The sequence below is a fragment of the Cryobacterium sp. SO1 genome (genome assembly GCF_004210215.2).
Lineage (GTDB): Bacteria > Actinomycetota > Actinomycetes > Actinomycetales > Microbacteriaceae > Cryobacterium.
Genome location: NZ_CP067394.1, coordinates 2339610 through 2356679, shown reverse-complemented (window position 1 = coordinate 2356679; position 17070 = coordinate 2339610). Strand labels below are relative to the sequence as shown.

The 17070-nt window shown below is 69.3% G+C and carries 11 protein-coding genes; 7 read left to right on the top strand and 4 right to left on the bottom strand.

What is annotated here, in order from left to right:
- On the top strand, positions 1-906 hold the full coding sequence (locus BJQ95_RS11155; protein WP_256041357.1) for a tetratricopeptide repeat protein: 906 nt from the start codon (positions 1-3) through the stop codon (positions 904-906).
- A gap of 95 nt (positions 907-1001) precedes the next feature.
- Here the strand turns inward: BJQ95_RS11155 and glgB are convergent, their stop codons facing one another.
- Both glgB and BJQ95_RS11145 read right to left on the bottom strand, forming a co-directional pair.
- On the bottom strand, positions 1002-3218 hold the full coding sequence (glgB, locus tag BJQ95_RS11150; RefSeq protein WP_130179229.1) for a 1,4-alpha-glucan branching protein GlgB: 2217 nt from the start codon (positions 3216-3218) through the stop codon (positions 1002-1004).
- On the bottom strand, positions 3215-5293 hold the full coding sequence (locus BJQ95_RS11145) for a maltotransferase domain-containing protein (RefSeq protein ID WP_370688332.1): 2079 nt from the start codon (positions 5291-5293) through the stop codon (positions 3215-3217). The genes glgB and BJQ95_RS11145 overlap by 4 nt, the downstream gene beginning before the upstream one ends.
- A 92-nt stretch (positions 5294-5385) precedes the next feature.
- On the opposite strand from BJQ95_RS11145, the gene glgP reads away from it, so the two are divergent.
- Positions 5386-7974: an alpha-glucan family phosphorylase gene (gene glgP / locus BJQ95_RS11140; protein WP_130179230.1), complete on the top strand. Its 2589-nt coding sequence runs from the start codon at positions 5386-5388 to the stop codon at positions 7972-7974.
- Between the two features lie 9 nt (positions 7975-7983).
- Here the strand turns inward: glgP and ybaK are convergent, their stop codons facing one another.
- Together ybaK and glgX are read right to left on the bottom strand one after the other, a co-directional pair.
- Complete coding sequence (gene ybaK, locus BJQ95_RS11135) at positions 7984-8475, bottom strand: Cys-tRNA(Pro) deacylase (protein WP_130179231.1); 492 nt, start codon at positions 8473-8475, stop codon at positions 7984-7986.
- A complete protein-coding gene (glgX, locus tag BJQ95_RS11130) occupies positions 8472-10529 on the bottom strand; it encodes a glycogen debranching protein GlgX (RefSeq protein WP_130179232.1) in 2058 nt (685 codons plus the stop codon). Before glgX ends, ybaK begins: the two co-directional genes overlap by 4 nt.
- A gap of 88 nt (positions 10530-10617) precedes the next feature.
- Here glgX and BJQ95_RS11125 point away from each other — a divergent pair, with 88 nt between their 5' ends.
- The 5 genes from BJQ95_RS11125 (at position 10618) to BJQ95_RS11105 (ending at position 16845) form a co-directional block, all read left to right on the top strand.
- Positions 10618-11826: a cysteine desulfurase family protein gene (locus tag BJQ95_RS11125; protein ID WP_130179233.1), complete on the top strand. Its 1209-nt coding sequence runs from the start codon at positions 10618-10620 to the stop codon at positions 11824-11826.
- Positions 11827-11847: 21 nt separating this feature from the next.
- The gene (mnmA, locus tag BJQ95_RS11120) at positions 11848-13029 is read left to right on the top strand and encodes a tRNA 2-thiouridine(34) synthase MnmA (RefSeq protein WP_130179236.1); all 1182 of its coding nucleotides are present in this window, start codon (positions 11848-11850) and stop codon (positions 13027-13029) included.
- Positions 13022-15337: an NAD-dependent DNA ligase LigA gene (ligA, locus tag BJQ95_RS11115; RefSeq protein WP_256041356.1), complete on the top strand. Its 2316-nt coding sequence runs from the start codon at positions 13022-13024 to the stop codon at positions 15335-15337. Before mnmA ends, ligA begins: the two co-directional genes overlap by 8 nt.
- A 90-nt stretch (positions 15338-15427) precedes the next feature.
- Positions 15428-16432 carry an NAD-dependent epimerase/dehydratase family protein gene (locus BJQ95_RS11110; protein ID WP_256041355.1) on the top strand — a complete coding sequence of 335 codons (1005 nt, stop codon included), beginning with the start codon at positions 15428-15430 and terminating at the stop codon, positions 16430-16432.
- Positions 16433-16614: 182 nt separating this feature from the next.
- Positions 16615-16845 (top strand): hypothetical protein, encoded by a 231-nt coding sequence (locus tag BJQ95_RS11105; protein ID WP_130178926.1) that lies wholly within the window; start codon positions 16615-16617, stop codon positions 16843-16845.
- The last annotated feature ends 225 nt before the right edge of the window (positions 16846-17070 follow it).

Sequence of the window (17070 nt, the reverse complement as noted above, 5' to 3'; positions counted from 1 at the left end):
GTGAACCGCCCGCCCGCGGCCTCGGCCGGTGTGAGCACCGGCAGCGTGCCGGGCGGCGCCGTCGCCGGCGTTGTCCCGGTGCCGAATCTGGTCCTCGAGGGCACCGACACCAATTTCGCCGAGCTGTTGGAACTGTCCAAGGTCGTGCCGGTCATCGTCGATCTCTGGGCCGCCTGGAGCGAGCCGGCCACCCAGCTCACCCCGGTGATCGAGAATTTGATCAGGGAATTCAACGGTCGTTTCGTCCTCGCCACTGTGGACATCGACACAAACCCCCAGCTCGCGCAGGCATTCCAGGCCACCTCGGTGCCCACGCTCGCCGCAGTCATCAACGGGCAGCCCGTGCAGCTCTTCGACGGGGTGCTGCCGGCCGCCCAGATTCGAGAGGTCCTCGAACGGGTCCTCGAACTCGCCGCCCAGCACGGTGTCACCGGGGTCGCCGAAGCCGCAGAGACCCCTGACGGCCCGCCGGCGGAGCCCGCCGAACCCGAACTGCCGCCGCACCACCGTGAGGCGTACGAAGCCATCGACCGCGGCGACTACCCAACCGCCATCGACATCTACAAGCTGGCCCTGGCCCGTGACCCCCGCGACGCCATGGCCACAGCCGGCCTTGCCCAGGTGAGCCTGCTCGGACGCCTGCAGGGCAAGACCATCGCCGAGGTGCGTTCAGCGGCCGCCGACGACCCGGCTGACCTCGACGCTCAGCTCCTGGTCGCCGACCTCGACCTGTCCGGTGGGCACATCGAGGACGCTTTTGACAGGCTGCTCGGCCTGTTCCCCGGCCAGGACGCCGCCGGCAAGAACACGATCCGCCAGAGGATGCTCGAGCTGTTCGAGGTTGTCGGCACCGACGACCCCCGCGTGCCGCCGGCCCGCAAACGCCTCACCGCGCTGCTCTACTAGATACGAGCCCAGGCGCGGCACGCGAAAGCGCCCGTGTGGTCCCCTCAGCGCACTGAGGTGACCACGCGGGGCGCTTTCTTGGTCCCCGAGTGCTGTTAGCGGCGCAGGCGCAGCCAGAGGGCGCCGAGCGGCGGCAGGGTGAGGGTGGCGGATGCCGGCCGGCCGGCCCACGGCTCGGCGAACGCGTCCACCACTCCGAGGTTGCCCACGCCCGAGCCGCCGAAGTTCTCGGCATCCGTGTTGAGGATCTCTTCCCACACACCGGCCTGGGGCAGGCCCACCCGGTAGCCGGTGTGGGGTCGGCCGGAGAAGTTGAACAGGCAGGCCACCGGAGTGCCGTCGTTGTCCCAGCGCACGAACGTGACCACGTTCTCTGCCGCGGCGCCGCCGTCGAGCAGTTCGAACCCGCCCGGCTCGTTGTCACGGGCCCAGAGGCTGGGCGTGTCCCGGTACACCCGGTTGAGCTGGCCGACCAGGTTGAACAGGCCGCGATGGCCGGGCTGGTCGAGCATCCACCAGTCCAGGCCGCGCTCCTCGCTCCACTCTGAACGCTGGCCGAACTCCGAGCCCATGAACAGGAGCTGCTTGCCAGGGTGCGCCCACATGAAGGCCAGGTAGACCCGCACGTTGGCCAGTTGCTGCCACGGGTCGCCCGGCATCTTGGCGATCAGTGAGCCCTTGCCGTGCACGACCTCATCGTGGCTGATCGGCAGCAGGAAGTTCTCGCTGAACGCGTACACGAACGAGAAGGTGATCTCGTTGTGGTGGTAGCTGCGGTGCATCGGGTCTTCGCTCATGTACTCGAGCGAGTCGTGCATCCAGCCCATGTTCCACTTGAGCCCGAAGCCGAGTCCGCCTCCGGAGGTGGCCCCGGTGACGCCGGGCCAGTTGGTGGACTCCTCGGCGATCATGATCGTGCCGGGGTTGCGCTTGTAGGCCGTCGCGGTGATCTCCTGCAAGAGGCTGATCGCCTCGAGGTTCTCCCGGCCGCCGAATTTGTTCGGCTCCCACTCGCCGTCTTTCCGCGAGTAGTCCAGGTACAGCATCGAGGCGACCGCGTCCACGCGCAGCGCGTCGATGTGGAACTCCTCGAGCCAGTACAGGGCGTTGGCGACCAGGAAGTTGCGCACCTGCATCTGACCGAAGTCGAAGACGTAGGTGCCCCAGTCCATCTGCTCGCCGCGGCGGGGGTCCGGGTGCTCGTACAGGGCCTGACCGTCGAAGCGCGCCAGGGCGAACTCGTCCTTGGGGAAGTGGCCGGGCACCCAGTCCATGATCACGCCGATACCGGCCTGGTGCAGCCGGTCGATCAGGTAGCGCAGGTCGTCCGGGTGGCCGAACCGGCTCGTCGGCGCGTAGTAGCCGGTGACCTGGTATCCCCAGGAGCCGCCGAACGGATGCTCGGACAGCGGCATGAACTCCACGTGGGTGTACGCGAGTTCCTCGAGGTAGCCGATCAGCTCGTCGGCCAGTGCCCGGTAGCCCAGGCCGGGCCGCCAGGAGCCCACGTGCATCTCGTAGACGCTCATCGCCCGGTCGTGCGGGTCGGTGGCGCTGCGGGTGGCCAGCCAGTCCGCATCATTCCAGCTGTAGTCGGTCTCGCCGACCACCGAGGCGGTCAGCGGCGGGATCTCGGTGTAGCGGGCCATCGGGTCGGCCTTCTGCACCCACTCGCCGGCCTGCGTGAGGATCTCGAACTTGTAGTTGGAGCCGGCCGCCAGGCCGGGAACGAACAGCTCCCAGACGCCGGTGCTGCCCATGTTGCGCATCGAGTGCAGCACGCCGGACCAGCTATTGAAGTCCCCGATGACCCGCACGGCGCGGGCGTGCGGCGCCCAGACCGAGAACGACGTGCCGTTGACGGGCTTGGTGACCCCGGTGAAAGTGCGCACGTGGGCGCCGAGAACATCCCAGAGCCGTTCGTGCCGTCCCTCGCCGATCAGGTGCAGGTCGAGCTCGCCGAGAGTGGGCAGGTACCGGTACGGGTCGTCGCTGATCCAGGCCGGGCCGCCCTCGTAGTGCGCTTCGATCTCGTAGTCCTGCGGGCCGATGGCGCTCACGCCCTGCCAGATGCCGTACCCCAGGTGGGCCAGTTCGACGCGGGCGCCGGTGGACAGCACCGCGACGACCTCGATCGCCAGAGGCCGCAGGGCACGGATGACGGTGAGCGGGTCGGCGATGTCGGGCAGGTCGAGCAGGTGCTGACCGAGTACCTCGTGCGGGTTGTAATACGAACCGACGGAAACCGTCTCGAGGATGTGCGCCGAGAAAGCGGGCAGTTCGTCGGCGGGTCGGCCGGTGGCGTGTCTCATTCGGCCAGTCCGTTCTGGGTCGGTACCTGTGGGATCCGCACGTGCAGGATGTGCACGGGTTCGGTGAAGGCGTCGAGGCGCACGAAGTTGTCGGCCGACCAGGTCCACACGGCACCGGTGACGAGGTCCTCCACCTCGAAGTGGGAGCCCAGAGGAAGGCCGAACCTGCTCACATCCAGGTGCACCACGGTCTCACGCACGGAGTGCGGGTCGACGTTGGCGACGATGATCAGCGCGTCGGTCCGACCGTCATCGGTGAATTCGCCGGAGAGGTACTTGCTGTAGACGAGGATCGAATCGTCGTCGCTGGAGTGGATGTCGAGGTTGCGGAGCTGCCGGAGGGCCGGGTGCGCGGCCCGGATGTGGCCCAGACGCGCCAGGAACGGCGCCAGCGACTTGCCGAGCGCTTCGGCCTTGGCGAAGTCGCGGGGCCGCAGCTCGTACTTCTCGTTGTCGATGTTCTCTTCGGCGCCCGGGCGGGCGACGCTCTCATAGAGCTCGAAGCCCGCGTAGAGCCCCCAGGTGGGCGCGGCCGTCGCGGCGAGGGCCGCACGGATCTTGAACGCGGACGGCCCGCCGAACTGCAGGTACTCCGAGAGGATGTCCGGGGTGTTGACGAACAGGTTGGGCCGCAGGAAATCGGCCGTGTCATGGGCCAGCCCGTCGAAGAATTCCTCGAGCTCCTCCTTGGTGTTGCGCCAGGTGAAGTAGGTGTACGACTGCTGGAAGCCGACCTTGGCCAGGCCCTGCAGGAGCGCGGGTCGGGTGAATGCCTCGGCGAGGAAAACGACGTCGGGCGACTCGGCGTTGATCGTTCCGATCAGCCATTCCCAGAAGTCCAGCGGTTTGGTGTGCGGATTGTCGACCCGGAAGATGTTCACGCCCACGCCGATCCAGTAGCGCACGAGACGCAACACCTCGGCACGGATGCCGGCGGGATCGTTGTCGAAGTTGATCGGGTAGATGTCCTGGTACTTCTTCGGCGGGTTCTCGGCGTAGGCGATCGTGCCGTCGGGCAGCGTGGTGAACCACTCGGGGTGCTCGCGCACCCAGGGGTGATCGGGCGAGGCCTGCAGGGCCAGGTCGATGGCCACCTCGATACCTTCGGCGCCGGCCGCGGACAGGAAGAAGCTGAAGTCGTCGATGGTGCCGAGTTGGGGGTGGATGGCATCATGGCCGCCCGCTTCGGAGCCGATCGCCCACGGTGACCCCGGGTCGTTCTCGTCGGCATCGAGGGTGTTGTTCGGTCCCTTGCGGAAGGAACGGCCGATCGGGTGGATCGGCGGCAGGTACAGCACGTCGAAACCCATCGCCGCGACGCCGGGCAGGCGTGCCGCGGCGGTGCGGAAGGTGCCGCTCTGCCAGCTGCCGTCGTCGTTCTGCACGGCGCCCTCTGACCGGGGGAAGAACTCGTACCAGGAGCCGACGCCGGCGCGGGTGCGTTCGACCCGCACGGTGCGTTCGTCGGAGAACGAATCCAGGCTGGCGAGGGGCCGCACGGCCGCGGCCGCGGCCAGGGCGGGGTCGTGCACCACGGCGAGCCGGTCCGCGAGGGTGAGCTTCGTGTTGGTCAGGGTCTTCGCGGCGGCGGCGAACAGCCGGCGTTGGGCGGTGGGGCGCTTGAGGTCCTTTCCCGCCGCGGCCAGGAGCGTCGACCCGATCAGGAACATCAGCTCGACATCGATACCGGCGGGGACCTTGATGGCGGCGTTGTGCACCCAGGTGGCGAAGTCATCCGCGTAGGCACGCACCCGGTAGGTGTAGGAGCCCTGCAGATCGAGGCGCACGAGGGTTTCGTACCGGTCGGTGCCCGGTGCGCCCAGGCGCATCGGATGCTGGGTGTGGGTGCCATCGGGTGCCGTGAGATGGAGCATCACGCCGATGGCGTCGTGCCCTTCCCTGAACGCCGTCGCGGCGAACGGCACGACTTCACCGGCGAAAGCCTTCGCCGGCCAGAGGTTGTCGTTCAGCTGCGGGGAGAGGTCGAGGACGGGGATGCGACCGAGTTTGGTCGGGGCGTCCGCGATGCTCGGCGTTGAAAGGGCGGTACCGGTTCGTTTTGCTGTCTTGGCCACACAACTACCGTAGCGAACGGGGGCCGAATCGGTGGGGCCACACGCACAGGTTTGTTACCCGATGGACACGTGGCGCCCGTAAGGTGAGATTCGTGAAGGCGATCCGTAAATTTACCGTCCGTGCAGTCCTGCCCGAGGCGCTGGCCGCGCTCGACGAGCTGGCCGGAAACCTGCGCTGGTCGTGGCACGAGCCCACCCGGCAGCTGTTCGAACACATCGCCCCGGAGCTGTGGCGGAGCATCGGCACCGACCCCGTCGCGCTGCTCGGCGCCGTCGATCCGGCCCGGCTGCAGGAGCTCGCCAACGACCAGGACTACGTCTCCGGCGTCAACCAGGTGCGCGACGACCTGCGGGCCTATCTCGAGCAGCCGCGCTGGTACCAGGGGCTGGAAGGGGAGAAGCCCGCGTCGATCGCCTACTTCTCGCCCGAGTTCGGCATCGCGGCCGCGCTTCCGCAGTACTCTGGCGGCCTCGGTATCCTGGCCGGCGACCACCTCAAGAGCGCGTCGGACCTCGGCGTTCCCCTTGTCGGCGTCGGCCTGTTCTACAAGGCCGGCTATTTCAGCCAGGCGATCTCCACCGACGGCTGGCAGCTGGAAAGCTACCCGCTGCTCGACCCCGACGGGCTGCCGCTGTCCGTGCTGCGCCGGGCGGACGGCTCGCCCGTGCAGGTGTCCCTGGCTCTGCCGGACGATCGCACCCTGCACGCCCGCGTCTGGGAGGCCAGGGTCGGCCGCATCCGCCTGTTGATGCTGGACACCGACATCCCCGAGAACACCGACGAGCTGCGCCAGGTGACCGACCGGCTCTACGGCGGTGGCGGCGAACACCGCCTGCTGCAGGAGCTGCTGCTCGGCATCGGCGGTGCCAGGGCCGTGCGGCTGTGGAGCAACCTCAACGGTCAGCCGGAGCCCGAGGTGTTCCACACCAACGAGGGCCACGCCGGGTTCCTCGGCCTCGAACGCATCTCCAGCCTGATCGGGGAGGGGCTGAGCTTCGCCGAGGCGCTCCAGGTGGCCAGGGCCGGCACGGTCTTCACCACCCACACGCCGGTCGCGGCGGGCATCGACCGGTTCGAGACCTCCCTCGTGCGCCGGTACTTCGAAACCGACCTGCTGCCCGGCGTGGCCGTGGACGACCTGCTGAGCCTCGGCGCCGAGAGCTACCCGGGTGGGTCGCCCGACGTGTTCAACATGGCCATCATGGGCCTGCGGCTCGGCCAGCACGCCAACGGCGTCTCGAAACTGCACGGTGAGGTGAGCCGGCGGATGTTCAGCGGCCTGTGGCCGGGATTCGACGCCAGCGAGGTGCCGATCACCTCGATCACCAACGGGGTGCATGCGCCCACCTGGACCGACCCGGCGCTGAAGGCCCTCGCCGCGAACCGGCTCGGCGCCACCGACACCTCCACGGCCGACTGGGCGTCGCCCGTCGTGAGCGACCAGGACCTCTGGGAGGTGCGCGGTGACATGCGCCGCCAGTTCGTCGAGGACGCCCGCCGTCGCATCGGGGCCGCCTGGCTGGTGCAGAACCCCGGCGGCATTGTTCCGTCGTGGATCAACCAGGTCTTCGACCCGAACGTGCTCACCATCGGCTTCGCCCGCCGGGTGCCCACCTACAAACGGCTCACCCTGATGCTGCACGACCCCGAGCGGCTGCGCGCCCTGCTGCTGCACCCCGACCACCCCGTGCAGATCGTGATCGCCGGCAAGTCGCACCCCGCCGACGAAGAGGGCAAGCGGCTGATCCAGCGGATCGTTCAGTTCGCGGCCGACCCCGAGCTCCGCACCCGCATCGCGTTCCTGCCCGACTACAACATCGGCATGGCACAGCTGATGTACCCGGGCACGGACGTGTGGTTGAACAACCCGTTGCGCCCGCTGGAGGCCTGCGGCACCTCGGGCATGAAGGCGGCCTTGAACGGCGCCCTCAACCTGTCGATCCTGGACGGCTGGTGGCCGGAGTACTTCGACGGCCAAAACGGCTGGGCGATTCCCTCCGCCGACGCGAGCACCAACCCGTCCGAGCGCGACAGGATCGAGGCGGAGGCGCTGTACGAGCTCATCGAGCACCAGGTGGCGCCGCCGTTCTACGAGCGCAACCGCGACGGCGTACCCGAACGCTGGGTTGCCAACATCCGCCAGACCCTGGCCGGGCTCTCCCCGGAGCTGAACGCAGGCCGCATGGTGCGCGAATACGTGGAGAAGCTGTACCGTCCCGCCGGCGCCTCCGAGGCCCGGTTGTCGGCCAACAACTACCGGGCGGCCCGTGAGCTGGCCCTCTGGAAGGCCCGGATCGTGGGCGCGTGGCCCGGCGTGGCGGTCGCGCACGTGGAATCCGGCGGTGTCGCCCCGGTTCCCCAGGTGGGCGACGAACTGCGTCTCCGCGCTCACGTGTACCTGAACGGCCTGGCGCCGGAGGATGTGACGGTGCAGGTGGTCTACGGCAAGAGCTCCGGCGGTGACGACCTCACCAACGTCAGCACCCAGGCTCTCGAACCGATCAACGACACCCTGGGGCAGGACGCCACCGAGACCGTGCTGCCCGGCGCGGCGACGCTGTTCACCGGCACCGTCGAGCTCGACCGGTCCGGCGGTTTCGGCTACACAGTGCGCGTCGTGCCGCGGAACGAGCTGCTGATCAGCCCCGCCGAGATGGGGCTGGTGGCCGTCGCCGGCTGAGCCGGTGCGTCACCGGTCCCGGCCGATCGCGGCCACGGTCGCGGCCGTGACGGCGATCAGGTCGGCGGGGGAGAGCTCGAGGTCGAAGCCGCGCCGACCGCCGGAGACATAGACGGTGTCGAACAGCTCGGCGGTCTCGTCGAGCACCGTGATCAGCCGGGCCTTCTGGCCGATCGGGCTGATCCCGCCCACGACGTAACCGGTCTTGCGCTCGGCGAGAACCGGGTCGGCCATGACCGCCTTCTTGGCGCCGACGGCAGTCGCGAGCGCCTTGAGGTCCAGCTGGCCGGAGACGGGAACGATGGCGACGACCAGGGTGCCACCCGTGTCGGCGAGGAGGGTCTTGAACACCTGGTCGGGGTCGAGTCCGAGCTTGTCGGCGGCCTCGAGGCCGTAACCGGCCACGGCCGCGTCGTGCGGGTAGTGGTGGGCGGTGAACCGGATGCCCGCCTGCAGCAACGCCACGGTGGCGGGGGTGCCGCCGGCATCCGGCTTGGTCACGCCCGGGCTTCTTCGGCCCGCAGCAGCAGCATCGAGGTGCCGCCCATGGTGAGGCTGGCCCCGGGGGCGTAGGCGTTCTGCACCTCGCGGATGTCGTCATGGCTGGAATCCCACAGCACCGTGTAGCCGGACACCCCCGAGTGCAGCGGCAACGTCACATCGGTGGGGGTCTCCAGGCCGTGCACGATCAGCAGGATGCGGTTGAAGGCTTCATGCTCGGGGGTGCTCGCCGCCAGGTACTGCAGGGTGCGTTCCTGCGGGGAGTTCCAGTCGGCCTCCGACATCGACGCCCCTGCCGCGTTGTACCAGTCCATCTGGCTGGCGCTGAGCGTGGTCTGCCCCGGCCGGCCGAATCGCACCGGGCGGAGCGCAGGGTTGTCCCGCCTCAACGCGAGCAGTTGCCGGGTGACCCTGTGCAGGTCCTGCTGCCAGTCGTCGAAGTTCCAGTCCAGCCAGGTGAGCTCGCTGTCGTGGCAGTACGCGTTGTTGTTGCCGCGCTGGCTGCGGCCGAACTCGTCGCCCGCGGTGAGCATCGGAACGCCGGCGGAGAGCAGCAGGGTGCCCAGCAGGTTGCGCATTGCCCGGCGCCGGGTGCGCAGCACCAGGACGTCGCGGGTGGGACCCTCGACACCGTGGTTGAAGGAATTGTTGCCGTCGGTGCCGTCGCGATTCATTTCACCGTTGCCCACATTGTGCTTGACGTTGTAAGCGGTGAGGTCGGCCATGGTGAAACCGTCGTGCGCGGTGATGAAGTTCAGCGAGGCGAGCGGGCCGCGCTCGAGCGAGAAGGTGTTGGCCGAGCCGGCCAGACGGGAGGCGAACCGGCCGATGCCGCTGTCGGAGGTGGAGTGGTTGCGCACCGCGGCAACGTCGGTGAGCCAGAAGGACCGCATCCGGTCGCGGTACCGGTCATTCCACTCCGTCCAGCCGGACGGGAAATTGCCGGTCTGCCAGCCGCCCATGCCCACGTCCCACGGTTCGGCGATCAGCTTCACGCCGGCCAGGTCCGGGTCGTCACGGATGGCGGTGAGCAGGGGGTGATCCGGAGTGTAGTGCACCTCGCCGTCGCGGCCGAGTGTCGCGGCCAGGTCAAACCTGAACCCGTCGATCTGCACCTCGTTGGCCCAGTAGCGCAGGGAGTCCAGCACCAGCCGCATCGGCACCTCGTGGCTGAAGTTGACGGTGTTGCCGCATCCGGTCACGTCGATGTAGTGGCCCGTGGCGTTCTGCCGGTAGTAGGTGGCGTTGTCGATGCCGCGCAGGCTCGTCACCGGGCCGGCCGGGCCCTCCTCGGCGGTGTGGTTGTAGACCACGTCGAGGATGACCTCCAGGCCGGCCTCGTGAAGCAGCTTGACCATGCCCTTGAACTCGCGGAGCACCGCTTCCGGCCCCTCGGACTGGGAAGCCTGGGTGGCGTAGTCGGCGTGCGGGGTGAAGAAGTTGACGGTGTTGTAGCCCCAGTAGTTCGACAGGCCCTGCTTGATCAGGCGCTGCTCGGAGACGAAGGACTGCACGGGCAGCAACTCCACCGCCGTCACCCCGAGGTTCTTGAGGTAGGCGATGGTGCTCTCGTGCGCGAGCCCGGCGTAGGTGCCGCGCAGCTCCACCGGCATCGACGGGCTGAGCTTGGTCATGCCTCGCACATGCGCCTCGTAGACCACTGTGTGGTCCATCGGCGTGTTGGGTTTGACGGCCCCGGCCCAATCGAAACCGCCGTCGACCATGGTGGACTGCCACTGGTCAGGACCCACCCGGGCCAGACCCCGCGAGTACGGGTCGATCAGGGTTTTCTCCGGGTGGAAGGAGTGTGTCGGTCCGGCGGGGCCGGACACCCGGATACCGTAGCGGCGTCCGGCGGTGAGGGTGCGGGAACGGCCGACCCAGACGTTGTGGGAGTCGCGCACCATGGCCACCGTGCGCACGATCCAGTTGGGATCGGTGTGGTCGAAAATGCACAGTTCGATGGCCTCGGCGTGTTCGGACCAGACGCGGAGCTCCCCGCCATTGCTCGTAGCGCGGACGCCCAGATTGCGGAGGGAGTCAGCTGGAGTCATGAGATCTAGAGTAATCAGTACGAACGGTATGCTCCGACCAGCCCGGACGGGTAGGGCCGGGCGCCGGATCAGCGAAGGAGGCGAGCAGATGTCGGTGTACTTTGACCACGCGTATCTCGACCACGCGGCCACGGCACCCATGCTGCCGGCCGCGATCACCGCGTACGCGGAGGCGATGGCCGTCGTCGGCAACCCCGCATCCATTCACAGCCAGGGGCAGAACGCGAAACGGATGCTCGAAGAGGCCCGCGAACGGGTCGCCGCGAGCGTGGGCTGTGACCCGATCGAAGTCGTCTTCACCGGCGGCGGCACCGAGGCGGTGAACCTGGGCATCAAGGGCCTGTACTGGGCTCGGGCCCCGCGAACCCGCATCCTCGTCCCCGGCGGGGAACACCACGCCACCGTCGACACCGTGGAGTGGCTCGCCCAGCAGGAGGGGGCGACCGTGCAGTGGATCCCATTGGACGGGCTGGGCCGCGTCGACGTGGCTGCCCTCGCCGCCGCCATCGATTCGAACCCGCACGACGTGGCCCTGGTCACGCTGCTGGCCGCCAACAACGAGGTGGGCACCCTGCAGCCGATTCGGGAGGTGGCGGCGCTCGCCGCGGCCCACGGCATCCCGGTGCACGTGGACGCCATCTCCGCCTACGGCCACCTTGCGATCGACTTCACCGCCCTGCACGCCACCGGCGTCTCGGCGCTGAGTCTCTCGGCGCACAAGATCGGCGGACCGGTGGGGATCGGCGCCCTGGTGCTCTCCCGCACCGCAACGGTGGTGCCGCTGATCCACGGCGGCGGCCAGCAGCGCCAGGTGCGCAGTGGCACCCAGGATGTGGCTGCCGCGGTTTCGTTCGCGGTCGCCGCCACCGCCGTGACGTCCGAGCTCGAGACCGAGGGCCGGCGCCTCCGGGCGCTCCGCGACACCGTGATCGCCGGTGTCACCGCCGCGGTTCCGTCCGCCGTGTACAACGGCGACCCCGACCCGGCCGGCCGGCTGCCCGGCAACGCCCACTTCACCTTCCCCGGCTGCGAGGGCGACTCGCTCCTGTTCCTGCTCGACGTCGCCGGCGTGTCGGTGTCGACGGGGTCGGCCTGCCAGGCGGGCATCCCCGAGCCCTCCCACGTGTTGCGCGCCATGGGCCGGAGCTTGGCCGAGGCTCGGAGCGCGCTGCGGATCACGCTGGGCCGCACCTCCACCCAGGCCGACGTCGATGCCCTGATCAGCGCACTTCCGACGGCCTGGGCGCAAGCAATCGGCGCGGGAATGGCCGACTCGGCGCCACGTGCGTACACTTAACCAGTGAAGATTCTGGCAGCAATGAGCGGTGGGGTGGATTCCGCCGTGGCCGCAGCCCGCGCGGTCGAGGCAGGACACGAGGTGGTCGGGGTGCACCTGGCCCTGTCGCGCATGCCCGGCACGCTCCGCACCGGCAGCCGCGGCTGCTGCACGGTCGAGGACTCGATGGACGCCCAACGCGCGGCGAACATCATCGGCATCCCGTACTACGTGTGGGACTTCTCGGAGCGGTTCAAGCTCGACGTGGTCGATGATTTCATCAACGAGTACGCCGCCGGCCGCACCCCGAACCCGTGCATGCGCTGCAACGAGAAGATCAAGTTCGCCGCGCTGCTCGAAAAGGCCCTGGCGCTCGGCTTCGACGCCGTCTGCACCGGCCACTACGCCTCGATCGTGACGGATGCCGACGGCAACCGGGAACTGCACCGGGCCAGTGCCTGGGCCAAGGACCAGTCCTACGTGCTCGGTGTGCTCACCAAGGAGCAGCTCGCGCACTCGATGTTCCCGCTGGGCGCCACGCCGTCCAAGGCCGAGGTCCGCGCCGAGGCCGCCGAGCGTGGTTTCTCGGTGGCGAACAAGCCGGACTCCTACGACATCTGCTTCATCCCCGACGGGGACACCCGCGGCTGGCTGGGCGAGCGGGTCGCCCCGGAAACCGGCGACATCCTGGACCGCGAGGGCAACAAGCTCGGCCAGCACGAGGGCGCCGTGGCGTTCACCGTCGGCCAGCGCAAGGGCCTCTCGATCGGCACGCCCGCCGCCGACGGCAAGCCGCGCTTCGTGCTCGAGGTGCGCCCGATCACCAACACCGTCGTCGTGGGACCCAAGGAAGCCCTGGCCATCAAGGAGATCGCCGGCACCAAGTTCACCTGGGCCGGGCGGGCGCCCGAGCACCCCGAGATCGAATTCGTCTGCCACGTGCAGATCCGCGCGCACGCCGACCCCGAACCCGCCGTGGCCCAGGTGATCAGCGTTCCCGCCGACCCCGCCGCGACCCCGCCGGTCGAGGCTCACACCGAGCTCCGCATCCTGCCGACCGAGCCGCTGACCGGTGTGGCACCGGGCCAGACCGCCGTCGTGTACGTGGGTACCCGGGTGCTGGGCCAGTGCACGATCGACCGCACCGTCAGTGCCGTGCCGGTCCCCGCGAGCGATGACGTCGCAGGCACGGTTCCCGCCGACTCCGCTTCGGTCAATGCCTGACGCCACCGGAGCGTCACCGGTGGCCGCGCTGGCCGCCGCCGGGCAGGAGGCCGCGAGCCTGACCACCCGCATTCTCGAGGCCCGCGACGCGTACTACGAGCGCAACGAGGTCATCGTCTCCGACGCCCAGTACGACGGCCTGATCCATCGCCTCGAAGAGCTCGAACGGCTCTTCCCCGAACTCGCCAGCCAGGACAGCCCCACCCAGACCGTGGGCGGCCGCGCCGAGACCACCCTCTTCGACCCGGTGCAGCATGCCGAGCGCATGCTCAGCCTCGACAACGTGTTCTCGATCGACGAGTTCGAGGCGTGGGCCGCCAAGGTGCAGGTGAGCGCCAACCGGGCCGTGCACTTCCTGTGCGAACTCAAGATCGATGGCTTGGCCATCAACCTCCGGTACGAGAACGGCGTGCTGGTCAGCGCCGCCACGCGCGGGGACGGCGTCGTCGGTGAGGACGTCACCGAGAACATCGCCCTGGTGCCCGGCATCCCGCGCACCCTGAGTGGCACCGGGCATCCGCCACTGATGGAGGTGCGCGGAGAGGTCTTCTTCCCCGTCGAGTCCTTCCGAGAGCTCAACGCCGCCCAGAGCGCCGCCGGGGAGCGCGTCTTCGCCAACCCCCGCAACGCCGCCAGCGGGTCGCTGCGGCAGAAGGCCGAAAGCAAGAACGCCGACCAGCTCGCCCTGATGAAGGCCAGGCTCGGCCGGCTGCGGATGCTCGTGCACGGCATCGGTGCCTGGCAGCAGCCCGGCGCCGAGTCTCAGTCCGCCGTTTACGCCCTCCTCGCCGGCTGGGGTCTGCCCACCAGTACCCACTTCGCGGTCGTCGCCACGCCTGGCGAGGCATCCGAGTTCATCGGGTACTTCGGCGAACACCGCGGCAGCGTGGAACACGAGATCGACGGCATCGTGATCAAGGTCGACGAGCTCGCCCTGCATGACGAACTCGGCGCCACCAACCGGGCGCCGCGCTGGGCGATCGCCTACAAGTACCCGCCGGAACAGGTGAACACCAAGCTGCTCGACATTGTCGTGAGCGTGGGCCGCACCGGTCGGGCCACCCCGTTCGCCGTGATGGAACCGGTGCGGGTGGCCGGGTCCGTGGTGCGGCAGGCCACCCTGCACAATCAGGACGTGGTCAAGGCCAAAGGCGTGCTCATCGGCGACACGGTCGTGCTGCGGAAGGCCGGCGACGTGATCCCCGAGGTCCTCGGCCCGGTCGTGGAATTGCGTGACGGCACCGAACGCGAATTCGTGATGCCGCAGAACTGCCCGGTCTGCCATACCCCGCTCAAGGCCGCCAAAGAAGGCGACATCGACCTGCGCTGCCCCAACGCGCGCAGCTGCCCCGCCCAGGTGCGCGGCCGGGTGGAGCACATCGGTTCTCGTGGCGCCCTGGACATCGAGGTGCTCGGCGAGGTCACCGCGGCGGCGCTCACCCAGCCCACGGTGCCGGAGACCCCGCCGCTGGACACCGAGGCGGGGCTGTTCGATCTGACCATCGACGACCTGCTGCCGATCACCGTCGTGGTCCGTGACGCCGAGACGGGCCTGCCGCGAGAAGACGAGGACGGCACCGTGCGCCAGCGCTCCCCGTTCCGCCGGAACCCGACCGCCGCCGAGAAGAAGGCCGGGCTGGAGGGCCCGCAGCCGTCCTCCAACGCCGTGAAACTGATCAACGAGATCGAGCTGGCCAAGACCAAACCGCTGGCCCGGATCCTGGTCTCGTTGAACATCCGGCACGTCGGTCCGGTGGCCGCACGGGCCCTAGCCAACCACTTCGGGTCGCTGGAGGCGATTCGTGCGGCCTCCCGCGACGAGCTCGCTGAGGTCGACGGGGTCGGCGGCATCATCGCCGACGCGGTGATCGACTGGTTCGAGGTGGACTGGCACCGCGAGATCATCGATCGCTGGGCCGCCGCCGGGGTGAAGTTCACGACGCCGGGGCACCCAGGGCCCGGCGCCGCCGCCGCAGCCGGGGGAGTGCTCACCGGACTCACCGTCGTGGCCACCGGCTCGCTGGAGGGCTTCACCCGTGAGGGCGCCGCCGAGGCGATCATCGCCGCCGGTGGCAAGAACGCCTCCAGCGTGTCGAAGAAGACCGACTTCGTGGCCGCCGGCCCAGGCGCCGGCTCCAAACTGGCCAAGGCCGAGGCCCTCGGGGTGCGCATCATCAACGCCGACCAGTTCCGGTTGCTGCTCGAACACGGCCCGGCCGGCCTGCCCGACGCCGTGCCGGCGGATGCCGCGGCAGAGCCTGCGGCCGAGGTGGAGGACGCGGCCACGGTGAGCACCGACACCGAATAGCCGCAGAGAACGGCCGGTGCACCCGGCCGGTCTCTGTGCCCAGAGCGAACTGCCTTGCCGTGGGGAGCGCAGGTTGGGTTAGCTGGCCCCATGCGATTCCTCATTCTCGGCGGTACGGCCTGGCTCGGCAGCACCATCGCGACGGCGGCGATGCACCACGGCCACAGAGTCACCTGCCTGGCGCGTGGCGAATCCGGTCAGGTGCCGGCCGGCATCCGCTTCGTGCGGGGTGACCGCAGCCGGCCGGATGCGTATGCGGAGGTCGCCTCAGAGGGTTGGGATGTGGTCGTGGATGTGTCCAGGCAGCCGGGACAGGTGGCCGACGCCGTGCAGGCGCTGGGGGAGCGCGCCGCCTCGTACACCTTCGTGTCATCGGGGAACGTGTACGCCGACGCCGCCACCCCCGGGCAGGACGAGCGCGGGAAACTGCTCGAGGCGCTTCCGGGCGATGTGATCGAGTCGATGGAGTCCTACGGCGAGGCCAAGGTCGCCTGCGAAGACCGGGTGCTGGCGGGGTTCGGCGCCGACAGGTCGCTGATCGTCAGGTCGGGCCTGATCGGGGGACCCGGCGACCTCTCCGACCGCAGCGGCTACTGGCCGTTGCGGTTCCGCGAACCCGCCGGCGCCGACGGGAGCGTGCTGGTCCCGGACACGCCGGGCCTTCTGACGCAGCTGATCGACGTGCGCGACCTGGCCGAGTGGATCGTCGATGCGGGCGAGGACGGCACCACCGGAATCTTCAATGCGACGGGCGAGACCGTCACGCTGGCCGAACATCTCTCGGTGGCGCGAGCGGTTGCCGGTCACACCGGCCCGATCGTCGGCGCCGCCGCCCACTGGCTGCTCGACCACGAGGTCGGGCCGTGGTCGGGGCCCCGGTCCCTGCCGCTTTGGCTGCCGCTGCCCGACTACGCCGGCTTCAACGCCAGGGACGGCGCCGCGGCCCGTGCCGCGGGACTGGTCACCCGCCCGCTGGCCCAGACCCTGGCCGACACCCTACGCTGGGAACGCCTCCGCGTGCCGGAGGGCCCCCGCCGGGCCGGGCTCGCCGACGCCGACGAGCTTGCCCTGCTCGCCGAACTCGCCGCCGGCTGACCCGCCCCGCCCGCCGCCCGCCCCGCCCCGCCCCGCCCGCCGCCCGCCCCGCCCCGCGCTAACTGTTCCCCGTGCGGACAAATGGTCCCGGTGTATCGGGTGCAGATGTCCGCACGGGCAACAGGTGAGGCCCGAGCCGTGACCACCCGGCCGGGCCCACGCCGCATTACTAGGCTGAGGGCATGGATCCCATCAAGGACGATGACCGACCAACCGAAGAACCAGCCGCGCCGCAGCTCCTGGAGCCGCGCGAACCGCCGTTCCAGGCGCTGTTTCCCAACCTGGACCGGGTGTCACGATCAGCTTTCCGCCCTGGCACCGTCAGCCGCCGTCGCATCGGCCGGGCGACCGGCCTGCTGCTGGGAGTGGTCGTGGTGATCGGGGCCTTGATCGGGGTCAGCCTCATCCTTTGAGCCCCGGAAGTTCACCTTGAAAGGGTCGAGAAGTCCCGAGCCGGAAACCTGCCGGAAACAGTGCGCTGAAATCGGGCCATCGGGCCCCCGATCGCCCTGAATGAGGGGCAGTGCGACCCCCCTGCTGATCGATAGGCTGAGGGCGCAGGACTTACCAGTGGCGCTGAGTCTGCATGCTACTCATTCGTTCGGGAGGGGACGGGACGCGTCGTGCTATTCGAGGCC